19 protein-coding genes and 1 tRNA gene are annotated in these 25,719 nt (G+C 61.1%); 10 read left to right on the forward strand and 10 right to left on the reverse strand.

The features are described from left to right. Window positions 1-501: 501 nt before the first annotated feature. Complete coding sequence (locus tag AC1TPF_RS25335) at window positions 502-3,519, forward strand: DEAD/DEAH box helicase (protein ID WP_482145663.1); 3,018 nt, start codon at window positions 502-504, stop codon at window positions 3,517-3,519. 707 nt (window positions 3,520-4,226) lie between these two features. Next, on the forward strand, window positions 4,227-4,817 hold the full coding sequence (locus AC1TPF_RS25340; RefSeq protein WP_482145664.1) for a hypothetical protein: 591 nt from the start codon (window positions 4,227-4,229) through the stop codon (window positions 4,815-4,817). Window positions 4,818-5,958: 1,141 nt separating this feature from the next. Here the strand turns inward: AC1TPF_RS25340 and AC1TPF_RS25345 are convergent. The 4 genes from AC1TPF_RS25345 to AC1TPF_RS25360 form a co-directional block, all read right to left on the reverse strand. Then, window positions 5,959-6,702 (reverse strand): DUF4839 domain-containing protein, encoded by a 744-nt coding sequence (locus AC1TPF_RS25345; RefSeq protein ID WP_482145665.1) that lies wholly within the window; start codon window positions 6,700-6,702, stop codon window positions 5,959-5,961. A 721-nt stretch (window positions 6,703-7,423) separates the two neighbouring features. Continuing rightward, window positions 7,424-7,810, reverse strand: a complete 387-nt coding sequence (locus AC1TPF_RS25350; protein ID WP_482145666.1) for a M23 family metallopeptidase — start codon at window positions 7,808-7,810, stop codon at window positions 7,424-7,426. After that, complete coding sequence (locus AC1TPF_RS25355) at window positions 7,807-8,262, reverse strand: hypothetical protein (protein WP_482145667.1); 456 nt, start codon at window positions 8,260-8,262, stop codon at window positions 7,807-7,809. The genes AC1TPF_RS25350 and AC1TPF_RS25355 overlap by 4 nt, the downstream gene beginning before the upstream one ends. A gap of 93 nt (window positions 8,263-8,355) precedes the next feature. Then, window positions 8,356-8,865: an SDR family oxidoreductase gene (locus AC1TPF_RS25360; protein ID WP_482145668.1), complete on the reverse strand. Its 510-nt coding sequence runs from the start codon at window positions 8,863-8,865 to the stop codon at window positions 8,356-8,358. 102 nt (window positions 8,866-8,967) lie between these two features. Here AC1TPF_RS25360 and AC1TPF_RS25365 point away from each other — a divergent pair, with 102 nt between their 5' ends. Beyond that, entirely contained in the window at window positions 8,968-9,627 is a 660-nt protein-coding gene (locus AC1TPF_RS25365; protein WP_482145669.1) for a hypothetical protein, read from the forward strand. Window positions 9,628-10,328: 701 nt separating this feature from the next. Here the strand turns inward: AC1TPF_RS25365 and AC1TPF_RS25370 are convergent. Both AC1TPF_RS25370 and AC1TPF_RS25375 read right to left on the reverse strand, forming a co-directional pair. Then, a complete protein-coding gene (locus AC1TPF_RS25370) occupies window positions 10,329-11,441 on the reverse strand; it encodes a hypothetical protein (RefSeq protein ID WP_482145670.1) in 1,113 nt (370 codons plus the stop codon). A gap of 1,563 nt (window positions 11,442-13,004) precedes the next feature. Next, window positions 13,005-13,078: transfer RNA gene (locus AC1TPF_RS25375), tRNA-Leu, on the reverse strand. 143 nt (window positions 13,079-13,221) lie between these two features. On the opposite strand from AC1TPF_RS25375, the gene AC1TPF_RS25380 reads away from it, so the two are divergent. Beyond that, window positions 13,222-13,851, forward strand: coding sequence for an ANTAR domain-containing response regulator (locus AC1TPF_RS25380; protein WP_482145671.1), 630 nt, complete (start codon window positions 13,222-13,224; stop codon window positions 13,849-13,851). Window positions 13,852-14,058: 207 nt separating this feature from the next. Next, window positions 14,059-15,384, forward strand: coding sequence for an ABC transporter substrate-binding protein (locus AC1TPF_RS25385; RefSeq protein WP_482145672.1), 1,326 nt, complete (start codon window positions 14,059-14,061; stop codon window positions 15,382-15,384). Between the two features lie 87 nt (window positions 15,385-15,471). Here the strand turns inward: AC1TPF_RS25385 and AC1TPF_RS25390 are convergent, their stop codons facing one another. From AC1TPF_RS25390 to AC1TPF_RS25405, 4 genes are read right to left on the reverse strand one after another with little or no spacing between them, the layout of a single operon-like run. Beyond that, window positions 15,472-16,308, reverse strand: coding sequence for an ABC transporter ATP-binding protein (locus AC1TPF_RS25390; protein ID WP_482141875.1), 837 nt, complete (start codon window positions 16,306-16,308; stop codon window positions 15,472-15,474). Next, entirely contained in the window at window positions 16,305-17,414 is a 1,110-nt protein-coding gene (locus AC1TPF_RS25395) for an ABC transporter ATP-binding protein (RefSeq protein WP_482145673.1), read from the reverse strand. The genes AC1TPF_RS25390 and AC1TPF_RS25395 overlap by 4 nt, the downstream gene beginning before the upstream one ends. Further along, complete coding sequence (locus tag AC1TPF_RS25400) at window positions 17,407-18,396, reverse strand: branched-chain amino acid ABC transporter permease (protein ID WP_482141877.1); 990 nt, start codon at window positions 18,394-18,396, stop codon at window positions 17,407-17,409. The genes AC1TPF_RS25395 and AC1TPF_RS25400 overlap by 8 nt, the downstream gene beginning before the upstream one ends. Window positions 18,397-18,399: 3 nt before the next feature. After that, on the reverse strand, window positions 18,400-19,644 hold the full coding sequence (locus AC1TPF_RS25405) for an ABC transporter permease subunit (RefSeq protein ID WP_482145711.1): 1,245 nt from the start codon (window positions 19,642-19,644) through the stop codon (window positions 18,400-18,402). Between the two features lie 306 nt (window positions 19,645-19,950). On the opposite strand from AC1TPF_RS25405, the gene polA reads away from it, so the two are divergent. From polA to AC1TPF_RS25430, 5 genes are all read left to right on the forward strand, one after another. After that, window positions 19,951-22,695, forward strand: coding sequence for a DNA polymerase I (gene polA / locus AC1TPF_RS25410; RefSeq protein ID WP_482145674.1), 2,745 nt, complete (start codon window positions 19,951-19,953; stop codon window positions 22,693-22,695). Between the two features lie 102 nt (window positions 22,696-22,797). Further along, window positions 22,798-23,220, forward strand: coding sequence for a YciI family protein (locus AC1TPF_RS25415; protein WP_482141879.1), 423 nt, complete (start codon window positions 22,798-22,800; stop codon window positions 23,218-23,220). 55 nt (window positions 23,221-23,275) lie between these two features. After that, window positions 23,276-24,499, forward strand: a complete 1,224-nt coding sequence (locus tag AC1TPF_RS25420) for an RNA polymerase sigma factor (RefSeq protein ID WP_482141943.1) — start codon at window positions 23,276-23,278, stop codon at window positions 24,497-24,499. A 57-nt stretch (window positions 24,500-24,556) separates the two neighbouring features. Then, window positions 24,557-24,850 carry a hypothetical protein gene (locus tag AC1TPF_RS25425; protein ID WP_482141880.1) on the forward strand — a complete coding sequence of 98 codons (294 nt, stop codon included), beginning with the start codon at window positions 24,557-24,559 and terminating at the stop codon, window positions 24,848-24,850. Continuing rightward, window positions 24,847-25,671, forward strand: coding sequence for a hypothetical protein (locus AC1TPF_RS25430; RefSeq protein WP_482141881.1), 825 nt, complete (start codon window positions 24,847-24,849; stop codon window positions 25,669-25,671). Before AC1TPF_RS25425 ends, AC1TPF_RS25430 begins: the two co-directional genes overlap by 4 nt. Window positions 25,672-25,719: the final 48 nt, after the last annotated feature.

Here is a 25,719-nt window from a genome sequence, read left to right on the forward strand (position 1 = left end):
TCCCCGCTGTTCTCAGCTGACGTTTCTTAGACACGTGCTCGGCCACAGGCATATCAGAGCGCGCACGGAAGCCTGCGTATGAGCAGGCTGACCCGCTATAGGGACGCGCACGACTTCCTACTTGCCGAAGAGGATCTGGGCCGTATCGACAAGTAGGAGATCGTCCGCGAGTCCATTAACCCCTCGGGGAGCACACCCCTCGATCTGTTGTCGGTGAAACGCTAAGACCTCCAACCGACATTGACTCTCCTGTGGTCAATGCGCCACCTCCACAACGCAGCGGGCCTCTGGCGCTCAACGAAAGGCACTCGCTGGTTCTGACTACCCCTCTACCGGTGCAGGCAACTAGACCCCGCGACTACAAGCGCACCCTGTCCATGACGTCGCGCCCTGGCGAGAAGGCGCGGCACAACAGCGGGTGTCGTCAACATTGCGATCCGACACGAGTCGAGGCTCGGGCGTTGTTTTGGGAATCGCCGTTCGGAGGCGCTAAATTGGCGGGTGCCTTTTGAAGACCTTGATTCGCAGCTCTGGGAGCATCAGCGGGATGCAATCGCGCTCATCGACATGTATCTAAGGAAGCGCAGTCACGACGGCCGATCCGCACTCGTCACGATGCCCACGGGCACAGGCAAGAGTGCGGTCATCGCTGGCGCGATCAACAAGTTGGGTGCAGGTCAGGCGGCCAAGAATGGGAAACACGTCCTGGTCGTGGCGCCGTGGAGAGGAATCGTGGATCAGCTCGCCCGCGACCTCAAGTTCCGTATCTGGGAACGGCTCGAGGTGCAGCGCCCCAAATCGTTTCCGGAAGCACGGGACTTACCTGCAACTCGTGAAATTGATGCGCTGCGGCAGTTGCAGAATCCGAGTGTTTTCGTCACAACGAACGCGAAAATTCTGAAGATCTACACCCGCCCGGGTACGGCAGATGTTGACATGGAGAACCTGTTCTCTGAATTCGTAGCAGTCTTCGTCGATGAGTGCCACTACGAGCCCGCACCACGCTGGTCGCAGGCAATTCGCGCAATCGGCCGCCCGACAGTACTGCTCACAGCGACGCCGTATCGAAACGACCACAAATACTTCAGCGTTGATCTAGATTCCCAATATCGGTATCCGCTGTCGCACGCTGTCCGCGACGGTTTCCTTCGTACTCCCGAATTCATCGAGTTCTCGGGCAGCGACATCGAGAAATTCGCGGCCGAATTTGTCCAGCTATTCGAGGAAAAGACGCTCCTGCACTGCAATACGCGTGCGATTGTTCGATGTAGCCAAGCGAGCCAGATCCGCGATCTCGTAGGGATACTGCGGTCCTCCCGCTACGGAAAGTCGGCAATCGGGATCCACGAGACGTTCCGCACCGATGTCGCAGTAGGCCTGTACCGTAACGTTCCCAACCCTGACAACACTGCAGACGAAGTTTGGATCCACCAGTCCAAATTGGTTGAGGGACTTGATGACCCGAACTTTCGTATCCTTGCCTTCTATGACGGGATGGGCAACGACCGCGGGGTAGTCCAACAGATTGGGCGTGTCCTCAGGAACCCGACCAAGTCTCCTGCCGATGCGACAGCGTGGGTTGCGCATCGTAGTGACTTCAACGTCGCGGAGGTATGGGAGAACTATCGTGAGTTCGACAGTAGCGCTGGTGAGGGCATTGCCACACGCAAAGAACTTGTCGATGAACTCATCTCTGCCGCACCGACATCGACCTACTACGACGGTAAGTTCCGGGTAGCGCTCGAGTTGGCAGCCGAAGATGCATGGCGGCACTTCAAGTTTCCGCTCGCCGCACGGATCTTCCGCCCCGACTCGGGGCTAGACCTGTCGAAGATCGCTGATGATGTCGAATCAGAGTGGAGCCGCTCGGACCGGGAAGTTCAACTGCGGCAGCATCCCGCCGACGACACCGTGATCATCCCATTCGTCGCTGTCGCAAACTCGTCTTTCCTCCGTACTGCCACTTTTGTCGAGACGCGGTTCGGCTTCACAGTGCTGCGCCGGTCTGGACCGCATCTTTTTGTGTTCGATACCGAAGGGCGCACGCCAGAGGTCCTAAGATCCCTGCCACTCGAATCACCCAAACGTCTCTCACTACTTCTGTCTAAAAACTCTAGGCTGACGACGGTTTCGCTGGACAATACTGATCTGGGACGGCAATCGATTCGAAGTCGTACGATCCGCGCCGCCGCGCTTGACGAGGTGGCACCAGAGCTCACCGACTACGCCTATGTGTGTTCAGTCGCGCAAGGCTATCCGCCCGCAGCAGGAGACCAGGACCGGTTTCGACGGTACGTGGGTATCAGCCGATCGCGCCTGCGCGATATGCAAGACAGCACCAACACGTTCACTGCGTTCGCCAGCTGGTCAGATTCGATCAGTAGACAGCTGGAAAGCAGAGAGGTCCCTGCTGATAGCTTCCGCCGCTACGCCGACACGTCGACGAGCCCATCCGACAAGACTCCACTGCACTTGCTCCTCGATGTCGTTGCCGATGACTTCGATTGTCCTGGAGACGGCGTCGCACGTCACGGGCTCGTTCTGGACGATTACTCGAGTGATGTTGATAACTGTGTCGGCACTATCAGGATCGACCAGCAGGACCTCACGTTCAACCTTTCTTGGGATTCTGAACGCCAGCGCTATGAATTTCGATGTCCAGAACTCGCCAAGCTGAACTACCGCGAACGGGTGGCTCCCGGACGAGAACTGATCTCGGTTATCAACGCAGAGCAACGTTTCCGTATCGTCCCCGCAAGCGAAGGGTTTTTATACGCAAATGGCCACTTCGCTCAGCCCATCCGACCGGACACCGCCGAAGACCGCTTCTGGCTACTTGATGCGCTGACTCCGATGGCCGCGCTGGACAGCGCACAGAGCGAAAAGGGGAACCGACGTGCCGGAAATGAGTGGGAAGCAGGTTCGGTTTTCAGCCTTATCGACAACATCGGCAAGCCCGGAACCAACAGCGAACCGAGTGCTGCGATGGCGCAATACTTCGACAAGCCGGATTTGATCCTCTGCGCAGACCTCGGGCATGAGATCGCGGACTTCATTGCAGTCCAATCGAATCGGATTGCCTTCATCCATGCCAAGGCGGCAAAAGGAAGTCTGCTGGCGCCATCGAAACTACATGAGGTCGTTTCGCAGGCCACCAAGAACCTGCTCTGGCTGCAACCTCTGAACAACGACGTGCCAGCGGCGGCGATGACCGACTGGAATAAACCTTGGAAGCTCACAGAGAAAGGGTGCAACGTTGAACAGATCGTCAACCGGCAACGTGTTGGCGAGTTCGATGGTGGCCAAGCGATGTGGGCGCACGCTCGATCTGTCATCAGAAACCCCAGCGCCGAGCGAGAGGTCTGGTTGGTTCTTGGTGGCACGCTGAGCCTGTCTGCGGCACGAAATGCGGTGGAAAACCCGACCCCAGAACTCATCCAGCTGTATGCCTTACTTCAAAGCGCGTGGAGCGCAACCAGTCAAGTCGGCGCACGCTTGAGAGTGTTTTGCTCAACGTGACCGGGTGCATTATTTCGGTCGGAGCTGGCGGGCCGGGAGCGGGCCAAAAATGTTCGTGGGTGTCATGAACAGATCAGTGCGATTGGAGGCGCCAGGATGTGTGGGAGACCGGTGGTGTTAGGTGCCGCGAAGTGGACGATTTGCTTCGCGAATCGGTCATTCGCCAGCTCTTTTGCATACCCACTGCATCCCGTGGTCTGTTAGTAGGTCTAACCACCGCTGTGACCTGCGGTTTTGTTCCCCGGTCAGACTCGAACTGACTCTGGACGGGTTTTGAACTTGCCGTCGTGGATGTTCGCTGATTGTTGGCAGCGTTGAGGGTTTACGAATGATGCAGTGGGGGAGGGTGCTTCGCGTTTGCGGTGTTGGAGATGTTTGGACGGTTTCGGTTCTACTGCGTACCGGGGGCGTAGCTGTCGGCGAAGACAACGGCGGTGTGAGCGCCGGTTTCCAACTCGCCGGGCCACCTCTGAATCCTTCTCGCAGCGCTTGTGCTCGCTGAAGGGTGATCAGATCCACCTTTAATCTGACAGTCTCGGCGGCTCCCGAGCATGAGGAGAATAGGGAGGGCGGAGCGCTGACGAAGGCCAGGGTGCCCGGACTGACCCGACGCAAAACCGACTCTCCTGGGCTGGTCGACAGCTAGGGCTTTTTGCGGCTGTTCCGGTAGGTGCGGGGATTAACGAGTTACGTTCCCCTGAGGCAGGATGAGTGGCATGCTCTGTCCAGATTCGATTGTGTGGGGAAACGTAGGCACGTGGGTGGGGGCGATTGGGACGTTCTTCGCTGTGGTGGTGGCACTATCGGTAGCCCTAGGTGAATTGCTACGTCGGAGAAAGCAGGAGCGACGCGAGCAGGCAGAGAAGATCGCAGGCTGGATGAGGTATTCCTCGAGCGTCACGCGGCCAGTGGTACAGATCAGCGACGCTGAGCGGCAGGAGACGGACCGAACGGTTACCCGCTATATGGCAAATATCGGTGGGGTTAACAACTCCGAGGGAGTCATTTACGGCGTAGCTTTCGTGCTGGCGATCAAAGATAGTGCAGACAGTACGGTAGACGTCCTAGTGGACGCGCTTGGTCCCGGGCACTGGGCACTGGACGAAGTCGCCCTACCTGACGATTTCGCAGGGGACAATGTCGAGCTTTCCATCTACTTCACCGATCAGAAGGGGGTCTCATGGCAGCGGCAACCGAACGGTCAGCTGATTGAAACCGAGGAGCAGCGACAGTCGCCGGAAGGACCGAACAGAAGATGGCGGACAATCCCGATACCGCTGACCGCGAAAGGCATGTAGTAAGTAGCAAGGTGTCCTCGAGGGCGTTAAACGAGGGGACAAATGCGCCGGCCGCGATCGCGATGGTGGTGCCGTTGGCGCTGTTGGTCGCCGCTTGTATTGATCGTCATGCGCCGGTTCTGGCGACCGGCCCCTCGGGCGCGTGCGCGCGCCACCGAACGGTTGATTTTTCGAAAATCCGTCCAGTTACCGCTTGGATCACGGCTTCAGATCAGGGTGAGCGGAGGGGAATTGGGTGTCTGTTCTGCGCGGTTGAATCAGGTCCGTTGTGCAGGTGAGAGATTGAGATCCAATCGACTTGCGATGTGGTCTGCAGTGACACTGGGGATGGTTTTCATGTGGGGTCGATTTTGCACGTCGGGATGACCTTCCGTGGAAGCTCCTGCGTACCCACTGCGTACCGGGATATCCATGCATTTGCATGCAACGCTGTGACCTGCGCGAATGGTGCCCCCGGTCAGACTCGAACTGACACTGGACGGGTTTTAAACCTGCGGTCGTGGATGTTTGCAGATCGTTGGCGCAGTGGACTGTTTATGAATGATGCAGCGGAGGAGTGGTATTCGTGTTTGCGCCGTTGAACCAGTATGGACGGTTTCGGTGCTACTGCGTACCCTCTGCGTACCCTCTGCGTACCGGCGCCAGTATCGCTCGACAGGAATAACTGGTAGCGAGACGTGGCATTTTCAATGAGCGCCGTCCGTTATGACGATGGTCAAAACGCACAACCAAACCCGCAGGAGGACGCTCAGCGGTTTGGTTTCGAATCGGCAAGCCTCCACGAGAAGCTGTGTACCGGTCGGCAGAAAGCGCGACTCGAGGGGCATCGCGTGGGGTTCCGTAACCTTGAGCGCTACATCTTGACCGGCAGCCACAGCGACCCGGTCGGAATAATGTGACCGCTGACAGTACAGGCAAGGTGTCATCTCAATCTCAATGACACTTGTCCGCCTTGCGTATGGTGTCGCGCTCGGTGGTCAGCTTGTGAGTCTCGGCCTGTAATCGCAGGTTCTCCGCGCGTAGACGAGCCAACTTATTCGCAGGCGTCGGCTGGTGGTCAGCGGCAGCGTCCTTGGACCTTGATGAGGTGGTCTCCCCACGAGTGGAGGCCTCCCCTCGAGTGTCAGCGACGGGGTGGTTTCTATCGGATCTCGGTGGAGACTGGGTCAAGTTGGAGAAGACAGGTTCTCTCCGCGAATTCTTTCACGACTGCGGTGACACGAAGGGTGTCTTTGACCCCCAGGGTATCGGGGATGTCCGGACCGGTGAGGCGTAGATCAGACACGATGTTGACGTCCCGAAACTGGAAATTCGGCCCGCGGCCGTCGCTTTCGTCGAAATCTCTGGCACCAATCAGGATGTCGTAGCGTGTTTTGTAACTGCCATGGTTGTCCATCGCAGCGATGTGACCGTCGAACTGAATGGTCCGGCCTGCATATTCGGTAGCCCAATCGGCGACTGGTTGGCCACACGTGTCCCCATCGTGCAGGATCCGGGCGAGATCCTCGTTGTTGTCGATGGTGAGTATCTCAGCGGTTTCAGGGGCCGCAAGTTCCGCTTCCGGTTCGGGAGCAGGCTGCGGGGCGGGTTGCTCAGTGCTCGCGGCTGCCACGGCGTCGGTCGTGGACGCGTCGCTGTCGCCTTCCAGCAGCGCCCCGACGGTGATGATGCCCGCCAGGATGACAGCGGCCACGCCGACTGCGGCCCACAATCGCCAGGGGGTCTTTGGCTTTGGTCGACGGAAGGTCATGGTGGTTCGCAGGCGGCCCTGCTGTTGGGTGACCAGTTCCCAGCCTTCCTGCTGCTTGCTTGTGATCGTTTTCGCCTCGGTGCCCCGGATCGCCTTGATCTCAGTGACCTCGTACCGTGTTTCCTCGCCGGTCATGTCTCTGCCCGTCCTTCGATAGGGGTGTAGTGGGTGAACCCCGTACCCAAGGGCAGGGAAGCCAGTTGCACGGTGGGCTGGGATGTACTTATTCCCGACGTGGTTGACGTTGTCGGAAGATTATCACCGGGGAGGGAAGCTAAAAATATTGGACAACAGGGCCAAGGAGGCGATGCGACTACATCCCTCACACGAATACCCGGTCGCCAGTGGTAGACGATTCGGTCCATGCGTTCTGCGTGTCGCGCTCGGGGGTCAAGGGCACGTTCTGGCCGATACCGGTACGGTCCCCAAAATCTCACTCGTGCATCGGTTTCCATAACTGGTCAATATCCGAACTTGTGAACCACCAGTTTCGGACACGAGTTTCAGAACATGGTCAAACCACCTTGACATGTTCCGCCGCGGAAAGTTACAGAAAGGGGATGGCAGAATTCTGTCTCGCCTTAAACACTGAGGATCGACATCTGGGACGTCTTAGTCCATTTCAGGACGTGATCAGACCTTGATGCTGTGGGCAGTACGCGCGGATCGAGGATTTCATGAATGTCTCAGTGGTATCCGCGTTCTCGAAGATGTTTTTTCCTTTTCCAAGCGTCATCGAGAGTTCGACCATTTTGTCGAACTTCTCGTTGTCCGGCAGCGTGGCGGGCCGGTGCCATCCAAGGCGCCGGCCCTCACGCAGCGAATCAGAGTGATCGCAGTTGCGGCGCCTCGCGGCCTACCGTAGGAACGGAGCAGGGTCGATTCGTCCGTGGAACCCGTTCTGGAAGTTCGGGTTCAATGGCAGAACTTCGAAATGCAGATGCGGACCAGTGACCCGCCCGGTCGCTCCCGAATACCCGATCAACTGGCCTTTGGAGACCGGCTGGCCATTGTTGATCACCGTACGACTCAAATGCGCGTACCCGGTGAACTTGTCGGAGTGCCTGAGCAGCACAGAAATACCGGCGACGTCCGTCATCCACGTGTTGTTCTGACCGTAGCCTTCGAAATGCACGGTTCCCGCGTCTGCGGCATACACGGGAGTGCCCGTTCCCGCGGCGTAGTCGATGCCGTTGTGGCCCGCACCACCGAAGCCGCGGTTGATCGCTGGGTTGCCGTTCACGGCACCCGCAACGACCCTGACGAGGCTGGCTGGTTGCTCTGCGCCGGAGGGCACTGCGGAACCACCGGATTGTTCGACCCGGTTTCGAGCATCGCGTCCGTGATATACCCACCGCTGTCGAGGCGGTCCCACACATTGGTGCTGACCCGGAATGGCCCGCCGGTAAACGTCTGCCCCCGCACAAAGCAAACAATCGTGACTTTCGAACCGTTCGGGATGGTCCGCAGCAACCGAGTATTCGTACCGGCACCTTCGCGAACGTTGACCGGCCCGGCACCGGTAGTAACGGTGACCGCGCGCGGCGCCGCCTGCGCAAGGGCAGGCTCGAGCAGCGCCGAACCCGCCAACGTAGTGACGGCAGCAGCGGTCAACGCAACAGCCCGAATCAGGACCTGAGACGACCGGAAGCGTGACGGCGACGAAATGGATGATGCGACCGTGGTGGATGTCATATCCAGGATTTAATGCCTCCAATACTGAGAAGGGTATCGCCTGTTCGTGCGACATTGGGCAATTCGCCTGTGGCCCTGTTTAATTCGACAGGGTCACCGGGGCGCCGATCCAATCCGGAGGCGAGAGGGGTCGGCATGTACCCGGCCAACCTGCTTGCGCGATACCCTCTCGCCGAGGATGTCGTCATGCACGTCGAAGTGCGCCGCCTCGGCCTCGTGGCCGTCGTGCAACGAGAACGGCCGAATCAGCGTCCAGTCGAATCCGCTGGTTCGGGTGAGTTCTTCCTGCCGCTCGCCGTCGGCGATCTGCGGTCCCAGCACGGCCCGGAAGAAGACCTTCATGAACGTGGACAGGTTTGCAAAGGTGTCGCCGAGACCGTAGGTGGTCAGCACCACCAAACGCCGAACCTCGTTTTCCCGCATCGCTTCCATCGCCGGTGAGGTGCCCGCAGGGCGGACTTCGAGCGGCGTCTTCGCCCGCCGCCGCAGCCGAACCCCGAATGGGTCGTCCGAGATGCCGAGCGTCGTGACGACCGTCTCCTGCCCGATCATCGCCTTGCCCAACGCATCCGAGTCGAACACGTCGCCGGTGACCACCCGCACGCCCTCCCGCGGGGCGTCTCGGTCCGCGCGAATGCGGTAACCAGGTGCCCTGGACGACTACGAGAGTGAGTTTTTCTTCCGACCGCGGATAGTCTGTGCGTGATGTACATCCTGGATGTTGAGCGAAAAGTCCTCGCGCAGTTCTCGAACTTTGTGGCTCCCTCGGATGCTGAGGCTCTGCGTCGGCGTACGCCAATCTGGCTGGACTGGTTCGATAGCTTCATTTTTGAAGCCACCCTTTGGGCGATGGATGAGGCCGCCGCGAACTCATTCTCGTACGCTTGCGAGCATTTCAAGGCAGCGCACCAGGAAGATGCGGCCGCCATTGGTGAGCCAGTGCCCCTTGTTCCGCCAAACGCCACCGAACACGTCGACCGCATCGTCTCCCGGTGGCGGCCTGGTCAGCAGGTCCCCGGGGCTATAGATCTACCTGATGAGGAGGCCCAGCTTCGCGATGAGCTGTATTTGAGTCTTGGTGGCGATCTTGGTGACGGGCTGGCGGCAGCGGGTAGTCGCCTGTGCAGCCGCATGTGGTCGGCACGTATCGCAGACGGCTTCGTTCACCCCGCGATCGGCGGACACATCTGGAACAGCAACGCAGGTAGCTTTGGCGGCGACGTTACCGAAGCCGGCGGCCCGCTCATCGCCGCGATCTACGCTGTCGGTGATATGACGGGACGGTGGCAGAGAGAACCGGAAACCCGTTCCGACATCGACCGCGAGATCACTGACCTCGCACATACCTTGGGCTGGACGGCTTAGCAGCCGATAGAGCCCCATGTGTTACGTATGTCGGCAAAGTGGTTGTCGCACAATGCGTCTACTCGTCTTAGCTGGCAGTCGATAGCAGGGTATTACGTTCAGCTAGGCAGGGTGGTGCTCCGAGGTGGGTTGAGGGTGTCGGCGTTGATGTCGAGGCGCCCGGTGTGTAGGAGGTGGACGGCTTCGATGCCGGAATGGGCGAGGATCGCTTCGGCGGTGGAAAGGACCGGACCGTAAAGGGGGCCTCGCCGCAGACGAGCGCCGTTGCGGGCAGCTTGGTGACCACATCAAGTTTGGCTGGTAGGGATACGGTGGTTAATGGTCGGACATCCAGCAGGTAGAGCGGGCCGCAGAGTCTTTAGGTTAGGTCTCTGTTTGGTGGCTTTAGCGGTGGTGATGATTGGAGTTGTGGGGCAGTTCCAGCATCCCGCTAGCGGCCTCGCTTGTGATGGGAACTCATGTAGCCCCACCGAGGGCAACTGGCCAACCGGTCTAGGGCTGTGGTCGGTCATCGTGGTTGCCGCGGTAGGGGCTGTCTTGACTGTTGTTGGCTACGGGCAGCGACGTTGTGCCGCAGCAAGAGTGGTTCGTCGTGAGAGATTAGGAGAATTAGGTGAGTAGAGAAGATGAGCGCCGTTAAACTCATTCACTCCCTGGTGCGCCCGGCTGCTCGTGCGTGAACCCAGTGGGCCTGGGGCAGTTCAGCGACGGTTGTAGGTCCATGTCAGCGTGTTGTTGGGGAACTCGGGTTTGTAGCCCAGGAAGGGTTGGCGGTCCTCTAGTGCGTCTGCGAGGTCGCCGAGGAAGTGGGACATGCTCTTCCACGTGGTGGCGTCGTCGTCGGCGTCGACTTTGTCGAACGCGAGGATGATGCCGTGGCGCGGTCCGGGACGTGTGTCACAGACGAGCGAGTAGCCGTCGCGTTCGCCGATGGGTATGTACTCGGGGATGAAGATGTAGGCGGGTTCGCCAGCAGTGGAGGGGTAGTCAATATCGCTGGGGCACATCGCCGCCACGGAGGTGTTCCGGCTGTGCAGTGACTGTTCTGCGGTCAGGAGGTCGTAGCTAGGGAACAGGGTGGTCCATCGATCGTCGGGGTAGCCGCTGAGGGTCGTGAACCACTGGGTGAGTTCTTGCGGCCAGTCTTGACCGGTGCTCGCAGCGATGTCTTGGACGTGTCCGGGGTTCTGGCGTCGAGGATTGGGGGAAGAGTCCAGGGGCGTGGCTGCACCGGCGCGTTGGAGAATGCCAGTGATGCGCCACCAGTGCGTTTCGGCGTCGACGCCTGATGTTTGGGCCTTTCGGGATCGGCGGGGGTTGGGTTGATGTTTGATGCGGTTCAGGTCCGCGGGGCCGTCGATGGGCCATATGTCGATGTGGACGTCGACGCTGGGCGGTTGGGTTATGCGGCGTTTGCTGGCACGGACCATGTTCCAGCCGGCGGGGACCGTGGTGAGGACGTCGCGTAGTTCTTCGGTGAAGTCGATGTCGAGGAGGTTGTTGGCTTCTATGGCATCTGGCTCGAACTCGGCGCCGGCTTCTTCGATGCTGTCCCAGCTGTCGAGGTCGAGGGGTGGTGCGGTCTGGTGGGTTGTGACTTCGATGTTGACTTCATCGGGCTCGTCCCCGATCACGATCACCAGGTACCGCGTGCCTTGTTCGGGCAGTTGCTGCCAGATTGGATGGTCAGGTGGGTACCCCTCATACGGTGTGGTGTCTCGTTTCGAGGCCCCTCCGACCGTCAGCAGCTGTCCGGGCTGCCACCCATCAGGCAGAGCTCGCAGCGCGACGTACTGGGGCTGAGTGACGCGCATTCGTTTTATAGCCACTAGGTGTCGGTGTCCTTCTTTAGTTGGCGCGTACGAGGAAGCGGTCCCCGTTGATCTCGCGCGATTTGGTGTAGAACCAGCCTTGCAGTGATCCTGCTCTCCGATTCTGCGTATTGCTGATGAGGCACACGCTCCAGCCGGTCCCTCGGTATTGAGCTGGGTCGCTCAGTTTAACAATGCCGGTATCGCGTATACCGCAGAAGGATTGGGGGAGCGTGCGAGCCACACCGTTGCCTGTACCACCCCGTCATGAATCCAGTTCGTTAGGCTGGTACGAATCGCTGCGTGGAATGCGGCTGGGGCGGAAGGGCGGGCGCATGGTGACGGAGCGAGGACCTTTTCCCCGGAAGGTGTTGAAACATGTTGTGGCGGTTTTGTGTGGGGTTGCTGCGTTAGCTTCTGTCGTCGGGTGTTCGGAAGATGTTGATCCACCACCTCAGATGACGCCGGTAGCATTAGCGTCGCCTGTGTGTGCAGGCAATCCAGCGCCTGTACCTGTCCAGGTGCCGAGGAATTTTGTTCCTGTCGAGGCCCTCGTGTGCGCAGATGCGAAGAATGGACCGCCCCGGCACGCGTCCGGGCCCTACACCGCAACGCGGTACCGCGGCGACTTCGCAGCCGCACTCTAGGCATTCGCCGGACGGGACCAGCGTCCCGACGATTCGTGCACAGCTGCAGCCAGGCGCGGGCCCGAAGTGTGGTTGATCAATGTCGATGGGCTTGGCCTAGTCCCACGCGAACCTCTGGACAGATGCGGTGTGAGCACCATCAAAGGGCTGCAGGAGCTTCGCCAACTTACTGTCGCCTCTACAGAGAACGTCACGCAGGCCGTGCCATAAGGCCCGTCGATGTGTACCCGGATGGGAATCTGATTGTCAGGCGGCCTCTGCGTGCCATCAACTCTCGCGGACTCCCGAACATTTCGTCATTGGTGACGAAATATGTTGTGCGGCAATCGGGTACGCCGATAAGATACCCCACCTCGCCCCGGAAGCTAGAGTTCCCGTCCGGTCGGGACTGCCTCGAATCGGTTTGAAGTCGCATTCTGGTGTGCTTGTTGCCTCAGTTGCATCCTCTGGTGGTTCGCCGGATGGTGATCGTTGCTCCGCGTGCGCCAGGGGATTAGGCGGCTGGTGTTGGGTGTACTTGGTTGCTTTCTCGGTCTCACGGACCTGTCGAGGGCTGATTTGGAGGCGGTTGGTGACCAGTGTCCGTCATGTTGGCGGACCTCGGCTTTCGGCACACGGGCAACTTTGCCCGTGAGAAATCCGTTCAGTGGCGAGATGGGCGCGGGGCGGGGTCGATCCGTGCTGAGTGGCGTTGGCAGGCGGGTCACGGCGCTCAAGGTTTGCCGCTCACCAGATCGGTTACGGCCTAGGCAATTTCCTGGCCGTGTTCGTCCCAGAAGGTGTACTCGCCCCGAGGTATGGCCGCTCGCTGAATCGCTAATCTGGCCGCATCGGAAGCGTTGCTTGCTACGACTCCTGCGTACCCGCAGCGTATCCGCAGCTTTAGCGGATCTAAGCAACGCTATGACCTGCGGTTTTGTGCCCCCGGTCAGACTCGAACTGACACTGGACGGGTTTTGAATCCGTTGCCTCTGCCAATTGGGCTACGGGGGCTCGTCGCAGAAGTCACTTTAGAGGACAGGCCTCACGCCAACCAAACCGGTACTGTTGCGTCACATCGTGGCGGGGGAAGTAGCGTGTATTGCTGCTGGTCCGTGCGTGGTGACCAGGCAATTTTTCAATGTGGAGGTGGACTGATGGCGACAACGGACGCGATTGCAGCCAAGGGCGGGGAGCCGGTTACCTCGACGTGCCGGGTTCTGGTTGCCGAAGATGACTCTCTGATCCGGATGGATCTGATCGAGATGCTCCGGGAAGAGGGCTACGACGTCGTGGGGGAGGCCCCGAATGGTCAGGTGGCCGTCGACCTCACCGAAGAGCTCCGCCCGGATCTGGTGATCATGGACGTCAAGATGCCGGTGCGCGACGGCATCGACGCCGCCGCGGAGATCGCCAGCAAGCGGTTGGCGGCGGTAGTGATGCTGACGGCGTTCAGTCAGCGTGAGTTCGTCGAGAAGGCGCGTGATGCCGGTGCGATGGCATACCTGGTCAAGCCGTTCACGAAAGCTGACCTGGTGCCGACGATCGAGGTGGCGGTCAGCCGCTACAACGAGCTCCATGTCCTGGAGCGCGACGTCGCTGATCTGACCGAGCGGCTCGAGATCCGCAAGCTGGTGGAGAAGGCGAAGGGCATCTTGATGCAGTCGCACGCCTTCACCGAGCCCGAAGCCTTCAAATGGATTCAGCGCGCGGCAATGGATCGCCGGACAACCATGAAGGCGGTTGCCGAAGTGGTCATCGAAACGCTGGGGACCAAGCCGAGCTGATCTCGTAGAGAACGTCTTTCGCGTGGCTGAAGCCAAAGCAAACTGGCCGAGGTCTCGAAATGATCACGGCGCGCTCCCAGAGGCTGTAGTTTCACGAACGTTACTCGCGGGCAACACGTTGGCGCTAGCTTTACCCCAGCAAGCGTCGGTCGTATGCGTCGTCAATGGCGCGCCGCGCTTTGTGGATGCACCGCGAGGAGAATATTGATGGCTCATAGATATCTCTTGAGGGGAACGGTGGCGCTGGCTGTAACAGCCATGGCGTTGGCCGGATGTAGTAGCGATGATGACTCGTCAGATGCGGCGTCGTCGAGCGGATCGGAGACCACCACAACCACCGATTGTGGCGACAACGTCCCCCAGGCCTCGCCTGGACCGGTGAGCACGGCCCCCTTGAAGATCGGCACACTGCTTCCTGCGACCGGCTCCCTGGCATTCCTGGGACCGCCTGAGTTCGCGGGCGTCGCACTTGCCATCCAAGACGTCAACGCTGCAGGCGGCGTCCTCGACAAGCCCGTCGAGGAGGTCAACGGCGACTCCGGTGACACCACCACCGACACCGCAAGCGCCACAGTCGATCGTCAGCTCGCGGCAGGCACCCAGGTGATCGTCGGTGCGGCGTCATCGTCGGTGTCGCTGAAGGTCATTGACAAGGTCGCCAGCGCAGGCGCCGTCTTGTTCTCGCCGGCCAACACATCGGACGAGTTCACCTGCTACGCCGACAAGGGCATGTACTTCCGTACGGCCCCGGCCGACACCCTGCAGGCCCAGGCCCTGTCCCAGGTCATCGCCGAAGGTGGTGTGCAGCGCGTCTCGATCCTGGCGATGAACGACCCGTACGGAACCGGCCTCGCCTCCAACACGGTCGCTGACCTGGAAGCGGCCGGCATTCCGTCCGACCAGATCCAGAAGATCATCTACGACCCGAACGCCCAGTCGTTCAACGCTGAGGTCGACCAGGTGAAGAACTTCAATCCCGACGGCATCGCCGTCATCGGATTCGAGGAGAGCGCCAAGATCCTCACCCGTATGAACGAGGTTGGAATCGGACCGAAGGACAAGCTGGTCTTCGGTGTCGACGGCAACATGGGTAACGCACTGGGTGAGTCGGTGGGCGCCGGAATCCTCGCGGGGATGAAGGGCACCACACCGCTGACCGAGGTCGGCCCGGACTTCGAAGCCCGACTCCTGGCCGTCGATCCCGGTCTGATCGACTTCAACTACGCCGGTGAAAGCTATGACGCAGTGGTGATCTCGGCCCTGGCGGCAGAGATCGCGAAGTCGACCAACGGTCAGTCGATCGCTTCGGAGATCAACAACGTGACCAAGGACGGCACCAAGTGCACGACCTACGAACAGTGCCTGGCGCTGGTCCAGGCCGGTACCGACATCGACTATGACGGTGTCACAGGTGAATTGGCATTCGTGACCGCCGGTGAACCGTCGATCGGTTCGTATGGTGTTCTCGAGTTCGACGCCGACAACAAGCTGATCACTCCGGTTGCCGACTTCAAGGTCGTCTCCGACGACTGATCGCCAGTAGCGACAGTCACACAACCCAATAGGAAAGGGGCCCAGGTCGAAAGACCTGGGCCCCTTTCTTTGTCGTTCTTGGGAGAACTACTTCTTCTCGGAGCTGCCTGCCAGTGTTCCCAGGTACAGCTCGATGATCTTCGGATCGTTGGCGAGGTTGGTGCCCGTATCGGTGTAGGCGTTGCGGCCCTGATCGAGCACGTATCCGCGGTCGCAGATCTGCAGGCAGCGACGGGCATTCTGTTCCACCAGAACCACCGACACCCCGGTGGCGTTGATCTTCTTGATCCGGATGAACACCTCGTCCTGGAACATCGGCGACAACCCCGCCGACGGTTCGTCCAGCAGCAGCACCGACGGTTCCATCATCAGTGCACGGCCCATGGCCACCATCTGACGTTCGCCACCGGACAACGCGCCGGCCTTCACCTTGCGCCGTTCGGCGAGCAGTGGGAACAACTCCGAGACGAAGTCGAACCGCTCGTTGAACTTCTTGGGACGCAGATAGATTCCCATCTCGAGGTTCTCTTCGATGGTCAGCGCCGAGAACACGTTCAAAGTTTGCGGTACGTAGCCGACGCCCTTGGTCACCAGCACATGCGCTTTGGCGGACGTGATGTCGTCGCCGCGCAGGGTCACCGAGCCGACCCGCACCGGAATGAGACCGAACAGCGACTTGAGGAGGGTGGATTTGCCCGCACCGTTGGGGCCGATGATTCCGACGATCTCGCCGTCGTCGAGATAGAAGTTGCAGCCTTCCAGGATGTTGATACCCGGCAGATAACCCGCGGTGATGTCGTCGGCCCGGAGCAATGCGTTCTCCGCGTCCTTGCGATGTACCTCGGGGGTCGCGGCGAGCTCGGCTTGGGTCAGCGCGCGATCCGGCGGTGTCCCACCGGATTTCGACATGTCCGGCCCGCTCATGGTGTGTCCTTTCGGTCCGAGTCATCGGACTTTTTCTCGGGTTCGGCGATGACCGGTTCGGAAAGGTCGCCGCCGGCCTGCAAGGTTTCCTCGATCGCCGCCTGCACCTCTTCGGCCAGAACCGCGGTCTCGCCGACGGGGTTGCCCTCGTCGTCGAATTCCAGGGCCTGATCGTGATGGCCGCCGAGGTAGGCGTCCACCACCGCCGAATTGTCGCCGAGACGCCCGGGGAGTGACTCCGCGATGACCTTGCCCTGCGCCATCACCACCACCCAGTCGCTGATGTTGCGGATGACGTCCATGTCGTGTTCGACGAAGACCACACTCATGCCCTCGTCGCGCAGTGACTTGATGTGTTCCAGCAGGCTCTGGGTGAGAGCCGGATTGACGCCGGCCATCGGCTCGTCGAGCATGATCACTTCAGGGTTGGTCATCAGCGCACGGGCCATCTCCAGCAGCTTGCGCTGGCCGCCGGATAACGAGCCGGCGTAGTCGTCGGCCTTCGTATCCAGTTTGAACCGTTTGAGCAATTCGTATGCACGCTCGGTGGTTTCGGCCTCCTGCTTACGCCACAACCACGGTGCCAGCGCGGCGAACATGTGCTCACCCTTTTGATGGCGGGCACCGAGCCGGACGTTGTCGAGCACCGACAACTTCGACAGCGCCTTGGTCAGCTGGAAGGTGCGGACCATGCCGTTGCGGGCAACCCGGTGCGGCACAACCGTTCCCATTTCCCGACCGTTGAGAGCCCACGTGCCCGTATCGGGTTTGTCGAATCCGGTGATCAGGTTGAAGAACGTGGTCTTGCCGGCACCGTTGGGGCCGATCAGACCGGTGATGCACCCGCGCTGAATCTCCAGATGTTCGACGTCCACGGCTTTGAGACCACCGAACGTGCGGGTGATCCCGTCGACCGTGATGATCGGATCGGGTTTGGCCGAGCCCGGCTCGGGTGACACCGACTCGAAGATCGCCGCGCGTTCGGCTGCCGAAAACGTCTTGAGTTCGGCGAGCGTGGCCGGAGCGGCGTCCTCTGTCAGGGTGGTCGCCTCGCCTGCGGGCTCATCGCCGGACGGGTCGGATTTCAGATGGCGTCCATCAGGCATCGAGTTGCACCTCCCGCTTGTTACCGAGAATTCCTTGCGGTCTGAAGACCATCATCAGCGCTATGGCCAATCCCAACAAGACGTAGCGGATGGCACCGACCTGCTGCTGGGTCAGATCGAACCAGGCGTCAGGGCCGGTGGTGACCTGCCGGAGCAGGGCATCGGGGATCGCGAGCAGGAACCAGAACAGCATCGCACCGACCACCGGGCCGAATACCGTTGCGGCACCGCCGAGTATGAGGGCGCCGTAGGCGAAGAACGTCTGCGCGGTGGAGTAGAAGTCCGGGTTGATCGATTGCGTCTGTATCGCGTTGTAGACGCCGGCGATGCCGCCGATGCAGCCACCGAGGATGAGTGCCTGCATCTTGTAGAGGTAGGCGTTCTTGCCGAGCGAACGTGCGGCGTCCTCGTCCTCGCGAACCGCTTTGAGCACGCGGCCCCACGGGCTGCGGACCAGTAGCCACACCAGCAGGCAGAGCAGCAACACGATGGACCAGCCGACCACCATCGCCCACAGGTCGGTGCCCTGGAACTTCACCCCGAAGAACGAGTACTGCTTACCGTTTTCGAACGGGCTGTACTCGAAGAACCCCCCGGCATAACCGAAGATGCCGTTGGTGGAGTGGGTCAGGTCATTGGACGCGGTCGAACGGAAGATCAATCGCAAGATCTCCGATGCCGCGATGGTGACGATCGCCAGATAGTCCGCCCGCAGGCGCAGGGTGGGGAAGCCGAGGACCAGGGCCAGGACACCGGAGGCGATGATGCCCACGAGCGCACCGATCCACAGGGGCTGGTCGTAGTTCTCGGCCATGATGCCGACGCCGTAGGCGCCGAGCAGGGCAAAGCCGATCTGACCGAAGTTGAGCAGTCCGGCATAACCGAAGTGCAGGTTGAGGCCGATGGCAAGGAGCGCGTAGAAAATTGCCGACGGGCCGACCAATTGGGCAACCGAGATCTGAAGTGCCGAAATGATATCCATGTCTCAGCCGATCCTCGCTTTGGACCCGAGAATGCCCTGGGGTCTGATGGTGAGAATGACGATGAGGACCAAAAGGCCTCCGATGTATTTGAGGTCGGGGTCGATCCAGTACGTCGAGAGCTGCACCAGCAGACCGACGATCACACAGCCCAGGAGCGCGCCGTAGGCCGTGCCGAGGCCACCGAGGGTGATGCCAGCAAACATGAGCAGCAACAGCTTGAATCCCATCTCCCATTGGACACGTCCACCGAGTTCGGACATCGCGAACAGGACACCACCGAGCGTGGCCAGAGCGCCGGCCAACGACCACACGAACAGGATTACGCGGTCGACGTTGATACCCGAGGACGCGGCCAGATCCTTGTTGTCTGCGACGGCTCGCATCGCCTTGCCGATTCGGGTCTTCTGCAGCATGACCGCCACCAGCAGGAGGACAACCAGGCTGATGATGATGCACCACAGGTTGACCGGGGTGATCGCGAAAGCGCCTGACCCGATCTGTTTCTGGACCTGATAGTCGTCGAGAGGTTCGGCGCGGTCGGAGAAGAAGATAAGGATGAGGTACCGCATGATCAATGCCAGACCGATGGAGACCACCAGCATCGCGATCAAACCCGAGCGCCGTCGACGCAGTGGTCTCCAGATGGCCAGCTCGTTCAGCATGCCGATCCCGATGCCGACGATGATCGCGAGGATGGTCGCCGGGATGAGCTGGATGCCCATCTTCACGTTGAAGAACCAGGCCACCACCGCGCCGAGGGTGACGAGTTCGCCGTGGGCGAAGTTGGTCAGGCCGGTGGTGCCGAAGATCAGGCTCAAGCCCACGCCACAGATGGCGATGATCAGACCGAATCGCAGACCGTCGATGGTGAGTCGGGTGAGTTCCTCGGCCGCGGAGATCTCGGTGCTCGTCCGCTTCTCACCGAACAGGAAGATCACCGGTCGCGGCGAGCCCGGGGTGACCGTGACCGGCACGGTGTCCTTCTGGACCTCGACCCCGCTCGGGATCGTTGTCTTCTCGATGACGACGGTGTAGTTGCCCGGCGGCACGAACACTTCCCACATGCCGGTCGCGGCGGAGACCGTGGACTCGACGGTCGCACCGGCCTGGTCTTTCGCATCGACTTGGACACCGGCAACAGGTTCAGAGCCGTTGCGCAGGGTTCCGAACACTCGCACGGTGTCGTCGTCGACGGGGGCCTCTGGAGCAGCCGAGGCCAGGCCGGAGCCCATCAGCCCGGCGAACATGAGTGAGATCAGCAGGGCAAGCAAAGCTCCTGCACCCCATCTGGCTCCAAAGACCCTTACCCGTTGAGCAGGATGGGGCATCACGCGTGTGTCCTCCCGAAAATGGTCGGCACCCGGCCGTCAGCCGGGCGGCGGAAAGTCATCTTTGCGGACTCTATAGCCAGCGATCGCACTCGGCAGGCTTTAGAAGTTTCCTCGCGGTTACCGTTGAGTAACTGAGTTCGTGACCTCGAAAAACAGTGCAAATTCATGAGTTTCTGGCCCGTATGGCAAGGCGTGTCGGGGCCGCTCCATACACTTGGACCCGTGAGTCCTGCCCAGATCAGTCAGCCCGGCCGTGCAACGGCGAAGTCCGCAACCGAATCGGGTGATCGCCCGACCTTGATGTTGCTCGACGGTCATTCACTGGCGTTCCGCGCTTTCTTCGCGTTACCGGCAGAGAACTTCAAAACAGCGTCGGGTCAGACCACCAACGCGGTATACGGATTCACCTCGATGCTCATCAACCTGTTGCGCGATGAGGCGCCGTCGCATATCGCGGCCGCGTTCGATGTGTCCCGGCAGACATTCCGTGCCGAGGTGTTCCCCGCATACAAGGCGCAGCGCAGTGCCGCGCCCGACGAGTTCCGTGGCCAGGTCGATCTGACCAAAGATGTCTTGGGCGCCATGGGGATTCCGGTCTTCGCCCAGGAGGGTTACGAAGCCGACGACATCATCGCCACCTTGACCACGCGGGCCGAGGCTCTCGGGTACCGCGTGCTGGTGGTCACCGGAGACCGCGACGCGCTCCAGCTCGTCAGCGACAACGTCACCGTGCTCTACCCCAAGCGGGGTGTGTCCGAGCTGACGCGTTTCACGCCGGAAGAGGTGGAGACCAAGTACGGACTCACCCCCGCCCAGTACCCGGACTTCGCGGCACTGCGCGGCGATCCGTCCGACAACCTGCCCGGAATTCCCGGTGTCGGGGAGAAGACGGCCACCAAGTGGATCCGTGAATACGGCTCGCTGTCGGCGCTGGTCGACAACGCGGACAAAATCAAAGGCAAAGTCGGCGAATCGTTTCGGACGCACCTGGCCAATGTCCAGATGAACCGGCAACTGACAGAGCTGGTTCGCGACATGGACCTGCCCATCGGGCCGGACGACCTGATGCTGGCGCCGTGGGATCGCGACAAGATCCATCAGCTCTTCGACGACCTCGAGTTCCGCGTCTTGCGTGATCGCCTTTTCACCACACTCTCGTCTGCGGAGCCGGAGGCCGAGTCCGGCTTCGACCTGCGCGGCAGCCTGCTGGGTGCCGGCGAGGTCGCTGCCTGGCTTGCCGCGCACGCTGCGCCCGGTGGCGCGCGCACCGGGTTGACGGTGCTCGGGCCCCGTCAGGTGTTCGGGTCGGATGTCACCGGTATCGCGATCGCCGCCGCGGACGGTGAATCGGCCTACTTCGACCCCGCAGAGATCGGACCCGACGACGAGAAGATTGTCGCCGAGTGGCTGGCAGATGCCAACGTACCCAAGGCAATTCACGAGGCGAAGTGGGCGTTTCATGCACTGCGCGGCCGTGGATGGCAGCTCGGCGGTGTCACCAGTGACACCTCACTGGCCGCTTATCTGGTGCGTCCGGGGCAACGCTCGTTCAACCTCGACGACCTCGCGCTGCGTTATCTGAAGCGCGAACTCGTCGCCGAGGCCGTGGCCGACAACGGTCAGATGTCTTTGCTCGACGAGGACTCCGGTGCGCAGGCGGCCGCCGATCAGGCGATGCTGCAGGCGCAGGCGGTCGCAGAGCTGGCCGACCGGTTCGACGAAGAACTGGCGAAGATCGACTCGGCGTCGTTGCTCACCGACATGGAGCTGCCGCTGCTGTTCGTGCTGGCCGAACTCGAGGCTGCCGGCATCGCCATCGACACCGCGCACCTGGAAGAGTTGGAGTCGGGTTTTGCTGCGCGCGTGCGGCAATCGGCTGATCTGGCCTACGAGGTGATCGGTAAGCAGATCAACCTGGGATCGCCGAAGCAGCTGCAGGTGGTGCTGTTCGACGAGCTGGAGATGCCCAAGACCAAGAAGACCAAAACCGGTTACACCACGGACGCCGACGCACTGGCCGGGCTGTTCGAGAAGACGGGCCACCCGTTCCTCGAGCACCTGTTGGCTCATCGCGACGCCACCCGGCTCAAGGTCACCGTCGACGGACTGCTCAAGACGGTCGCCGATGACGGACGGGTCCACACCACCTTCAATCAGACCGTGGCCGCGACCGGCCGGTTGTCGTCGACCGATCCGAACCTGCAGAACATCCCGGTGCGCACCGACGCCGGCCGTCAGATCCGCCAGGGCTTTGTGGTGGGCAACGGTTACGAGAGTCTGATGACCGCCGACTACAGCCAGATCGAGATGCGGATCATGGCGCACCTGTCCGGTGACGAGGGCCTGATCGAGGCCTTCAACACCGGGGAGGACCTGCACAGCTTTGTCGGGTCCCGGGCGTTCGGTGTGCCGATCGAGGAGGTCACCCCCGACATGCGGCGGCGGGTCAAGGCGATGAGTTACGGCCTGGCCTACGGACTGAGTGCGTTCGGTCTGTCGCAACAGCTCAAGATCAGCACCGGCGAGGCCAAAGATCAGATGGAGGCGTACTTCACGCGCTTCGGTGGCGTGCGGGACTACCTGCACGAGACCGTCGAAGAGGCCCGCCGCAACGAGTACACGTCCACCCTGTTCGGCCGTCGCCGGTACCTGCCCGATCTCAACAGCGACAACCGGCAACGGCGCGATGTGGCCGAGCGCGCTGCGCTGAACGCACCAATCCAGGGCACTGCCGCCGACATCATCAAGGTCGCGATGATCGATGTGCAGAAGGCCCTCGCGGAGCAGAACCTCACCTCGCGGATGCTCCTGCAAGTCCACGACGAACTCGTCTTCGAGGTTGCGGCCGGTGAGCAGGACAAGCTCGAAGAACTGGTCCGGGCGAAGATGGGTGGCGCGATCGAGTTGTCCGTGCCGTTGGATGTGTCGATCGGTTATGGCCGCTCCTGGGACGAGGCCGCGCACTGAGTCAAAAAGTCTTTCGGTGAGTGTGTCGATCGGGTCGATGCTTGTTCGACGCATGGGTGAGGGCAACGAACCTCAGAACATCCACTGAATGAGGAGAAGACAATGCGATACATGATGATCATGCGCGACACGCAGGAAGCGATCGACGCGAGCAAAGAGGTCCCCTTCGAGGAGATCATCGCGGCGATGGGCGCGTACAACGAGAAGCTGGTCAAGGCCGGTGTGCTGCTGTCCGGCGAAGGCCTCGCGGACGCATCCGAAGGCATTGTTGTCGACTTCAACTCTGATCCGCCCGTGGTGACCGACGGACCATACGCCGAGGCAAAGGAGCTGTTCAGCGGTTTCTGGATCATCGAGGTCTCCAGCAAGGAAGAGGCCGCACAGTGGGCCGCACAGTGCCCGCTGGGTAAGGGCAGCAAGCTCGAGGTGCGGCGCGTCCACGGACCCGAGGACTTCCCGGCGGACAACGAATGGATCCAGAAGGAAGAGCAATGGCGCGAAGAACTGGATCAGAAGTCGAGCTGAGCCGCCGGTGAGCCATCCCGACGCGATCGGCCGCACCGTTGATGCGGTGTGGCGGATGGAGGCCGCGAAGATCGTCGCGACCCTCAGCCGCATGGTCGGTGACGTCGGTCTGGCAGAAGACCTGGCGCAAGAAGCACTGGTAGAAGCGCTATCGAAGTGGCCGGAGTCAGGTGTCCCGCGCAATCCGGGCGCCTGGCTCACGACCGTCGCGAAACGCCGTGCCGTCGACGGCTGGCGGCGCCAAGAGCGGTTGGACGCGAAATATGTCGCGATCGCCCGCGACTTGGACACCCGACCCGACACCGAACTCGGCTGGGATCCGGACAACATCGACGATGACGTCTTGCGGTTGATATTCGTCTCGTCCCACCCGGTCCTGGCCAGGGAAGGCCAGATCGCGCTCACGCTGCGCGTCGTCGGTGGTCTCACCCCGACCGAGATCGCTCAGGCGTTCCTGACCTCGACCGCCACGATCCAGCAGCGCATCGTGCGCGCGAAGAAAACGCTCAAGGCCGCGAACGTGCCGTTCGAGGTGCCGCCCCGCGAGGACTATCCGAAGCGACTGTCCGCGGTGCTCAGCGTGATCTACCTCGTGTTCAACGAGGGCTATTCGGCCTCCTCCGGTGATCGCTGGATCCGCAGCGAGCTCTGCACGGAAGCGCTGCGACTCGGCCGCATCCTGGCGGAACTGGTACCCGGCGAACCGGAGGTGCATTCGCTGGTGGCCCTGATGGAGTTCCAGGCCTCACGATTCGGTGCGCGCATCGCCGCCGACGGGACGCCGATCCTGCTGTCGGACCAGGACCGCAATACGTGGGATCGAGCCCAGATAGGCCGCGGCACTGCGGCACTCGCGCGTGCCGACGCCTGCGGACGTGGCCGCGGACCCTACGGCCTGCAGGCTGCGCTGGCGCAATGTCATGCCACCGCGGCGACCGCGCAGGACACCGACTGGCACCGCATCGTGATTCTGTACGAGGCGCTGGGGAGGTTGGCGCCGTCGCCGGTGGTGGACCTCAATCGGGCGGTTGCGGTATCGATGGCATCCGGGCCCGGTCCGGCGCTGGAGATCATCGACGATCTGGTGGCGGACGGTGCTCTGGCCCGGTCGCATTTACTGCCCGCGGTCCGCGGTGAACTCTTGTCGCGTTTGGAACGGTACTCCGAAGCTGAGGGGGAGTTGAGGAAGGCGGCAGGGATGGCCGGAAACCGAAGGGAGAGCGAAGTTCTGCGAGCCAAGGCGGATTCGATGTCCGACACGTTCGGTCAAAACCGTTGACTGAATCGGTCCTGCCAGTACTGTGGTGCGTATCACAAGGGTCTTGGAGGGAATGCCATGGCAACCGCCGAAATGAACGAACTCCATCGCAGCATCGGCGCGCTGCGGCATCACATCGTCACACTGAAACTGCACTACGGGGATGTTGATGCAGTCCGCCGGATGACCAATGATCTCGACCGCCTCGAGATCGACCTGCACGACTTCGAACAGTCTCCACCGCCGGTGCGTAGATCACCGGTGGGCAAGGACGACGTGGTCTACGTGCCGGACAGCAAATCAGACGAGTCCGCGTGGCTCGGAGCGCAAGACGAAGGGCTGGGCTTCCACTCGCGTGAGCGAACGAAGTGAGCGCCCCCGCGACTGAGCGGGAAGCAACCGGGATTCTTTCTCCCGGACGGGCGCGCATCCTGGCGCGAACTCTTCGAGTGGATCGATGGTGGCTGTCGCCACTGCTGACCGTGATCGGTCTATCGGCGTTCATCATCTACGCGACCGTGCGTTCATTTGTCCGCAGCGCCTACTGGGTCGCGGACTACCACTACCTCTCACCGTTCTATTCGCCATGTCTGAGCGAATCGTGTGTCCCGGGATCAAGTCATTTCGGAACCCCGTTTCCGGAACTCCCGATGTGGATTCCACTCGGTTTTGTGGTCCTGCCGTTTCTGCTCGGCTTCCGGGTGACCTGTTACTACTACCGCAAGGCCTACTACCGGTCGTTCTGGGCCTCTCCACCGGCGTGTGCGGTGGCGGAGCCGCACGGTCGGTACACCGGGGAGACCCGCTTTCCGCTGATCGTCCAGAACGCCCATCGCTACTTTTTCTATGTGGCACTGATCGTTTCGGTGATCAACACCTACGACGCGGTCACCGCGTTCCACGGCAAGGGTGGTGGTTTCGGCTTCGGTCTGGGCAACATCATCCTGGTGGGCAACGTGATCCTGCTGTGGACGTACACGGTGTCGTGTCATTCGTGTCGGCACGTCACCGGCGGGCGTCTCAAGCACTTCTCGGCACATCCGATCCGATACTGGATCTGGACCCAGGTGTCGAAGCTCAACACCCGCCACATGCAGTACGCCTGGATCACGCTCGGCACGCTCGTGCTCACCGATTTCTACATCATGCTCGTGGCCAGTGACACCATCTCCGACCTGCGCTTTGTGAACTGATCCGTTGCCCTGTGCGCAACGACTGTTGCGCAATCGATTTCACGCTGG

It is taken from the genome of Williamsia sp. Y853 (genome assembly GCF_056786495.1).

What these genes read in the sequence shown, in the direction of transcription:
- AC1TPF_RS25345 (WP_482145665.1), bottom strand. Translation starts at nt 6,702, where the DNA reads ATGACCGGCGAGGAAACACGGTACGAGGTCACTGAGATCAAGGCGATC.
- AC1TPF_RS25380 (WP_482145671.1), top strand. Translation starts at nt 13,222, where the DNA reads ATGGCGACAACGGACGCGATTGCAGCCAAGGGCGGGGAGCCGGTTACC.
- AC1TPF_RS25415 (WP_482141879.1), top strand. Translation starts at nt 22,798, where the DNA reads ATGCGATACATGATGATCATGCGCGACACGCAGGAAGCGATCGACGCG.
- AC1TPF_RS25390 (WP_482141875.1), bottom strand. Translation starts at nt 16,308, where the DNA reads ATGAGCGGGCCGGACATGTCGAAATCCGGTGGGACACCGCCGGATCGC.
- AC1TPF_RS25370 (WP_482145670.1), bottom strand. Translation starts at nt 11,441, where the DNA reads ATGCGCGTCACTCAGCCCCAGTACGTCGCGCTGCGAGCTCTGCCTGAT.
- AC1TPF_RS25420 (WP_482141943.1), top strand. Translation starts at nt 23,276, where the DNA reads ATGGAGGCCGCGAAGATCGTCGCGACCCTCAGCCGCATGGTCGGTGAC.
- AC1TPF_RS25400 (WP_482141877.1), bottom strand. Translation starts at nt 18,396, where the DNA reads ATGGATATCATTTCGGCACTTCAGATCTCGGTTGCCCAATTGGTCGGC.
- AC1TPF_RS25355 (WP_482145667.1), bottom strand. Translation starts at nt 8,262, where the DNA reads ATGACATCCACCACGGTCGCATCATCCATTTCGTCGCCGTCACGCTTC.
- AC1TPF_RS25395 (WP_482145673.1), bottom strand. Translation starts at nt 17,414, where the DNA reads ATGCCTGATGGACGCCATCTGAAATCCGACCCGTCCGGCGATGAGCCC.
- AC1TPF_RS25385 (WP_482145672.1), top strand. Translation starts at nt 14,059, where the DNA reads ATGGCTCATAGATATCTCTTGAGGGGAACGGTGGCGCTGGCTGTAACA.
- AC1TPF_RS25340 (WP_482145664.1), top strand. Translation starts at nt 4,227, where the DNA reads ATGAGTGGCATGCTCTGTCCAGATTCGATTGTGTGGGGAAACGTAGGC.
- AC1TPF_RS25425 (WP_482141880.1), top strand. Translation starts at nt 24,557, where the DNA reads ATGGCAACCGCCGAAATGAACGAACTCCATCGCAGCATCGGCGCGCTG.
- AC1TPF_RS25405 (WP_482145711.1), bottom strand. Translation starts at nt 19,644, where the DNA reads ATGTTCGCCGGGCTGATGGGCTCCGGCCTGGCCTCGGCTGCTCCAGAG.
- AC1TPF_RS25365 (WP_482145669.1), top strand. Translation starts at nt 8,968, where the DNA reads ATGTACATCCTGGATGTTGAGCGAAAAGTCCTCGCGCAGTTCTCGAAC.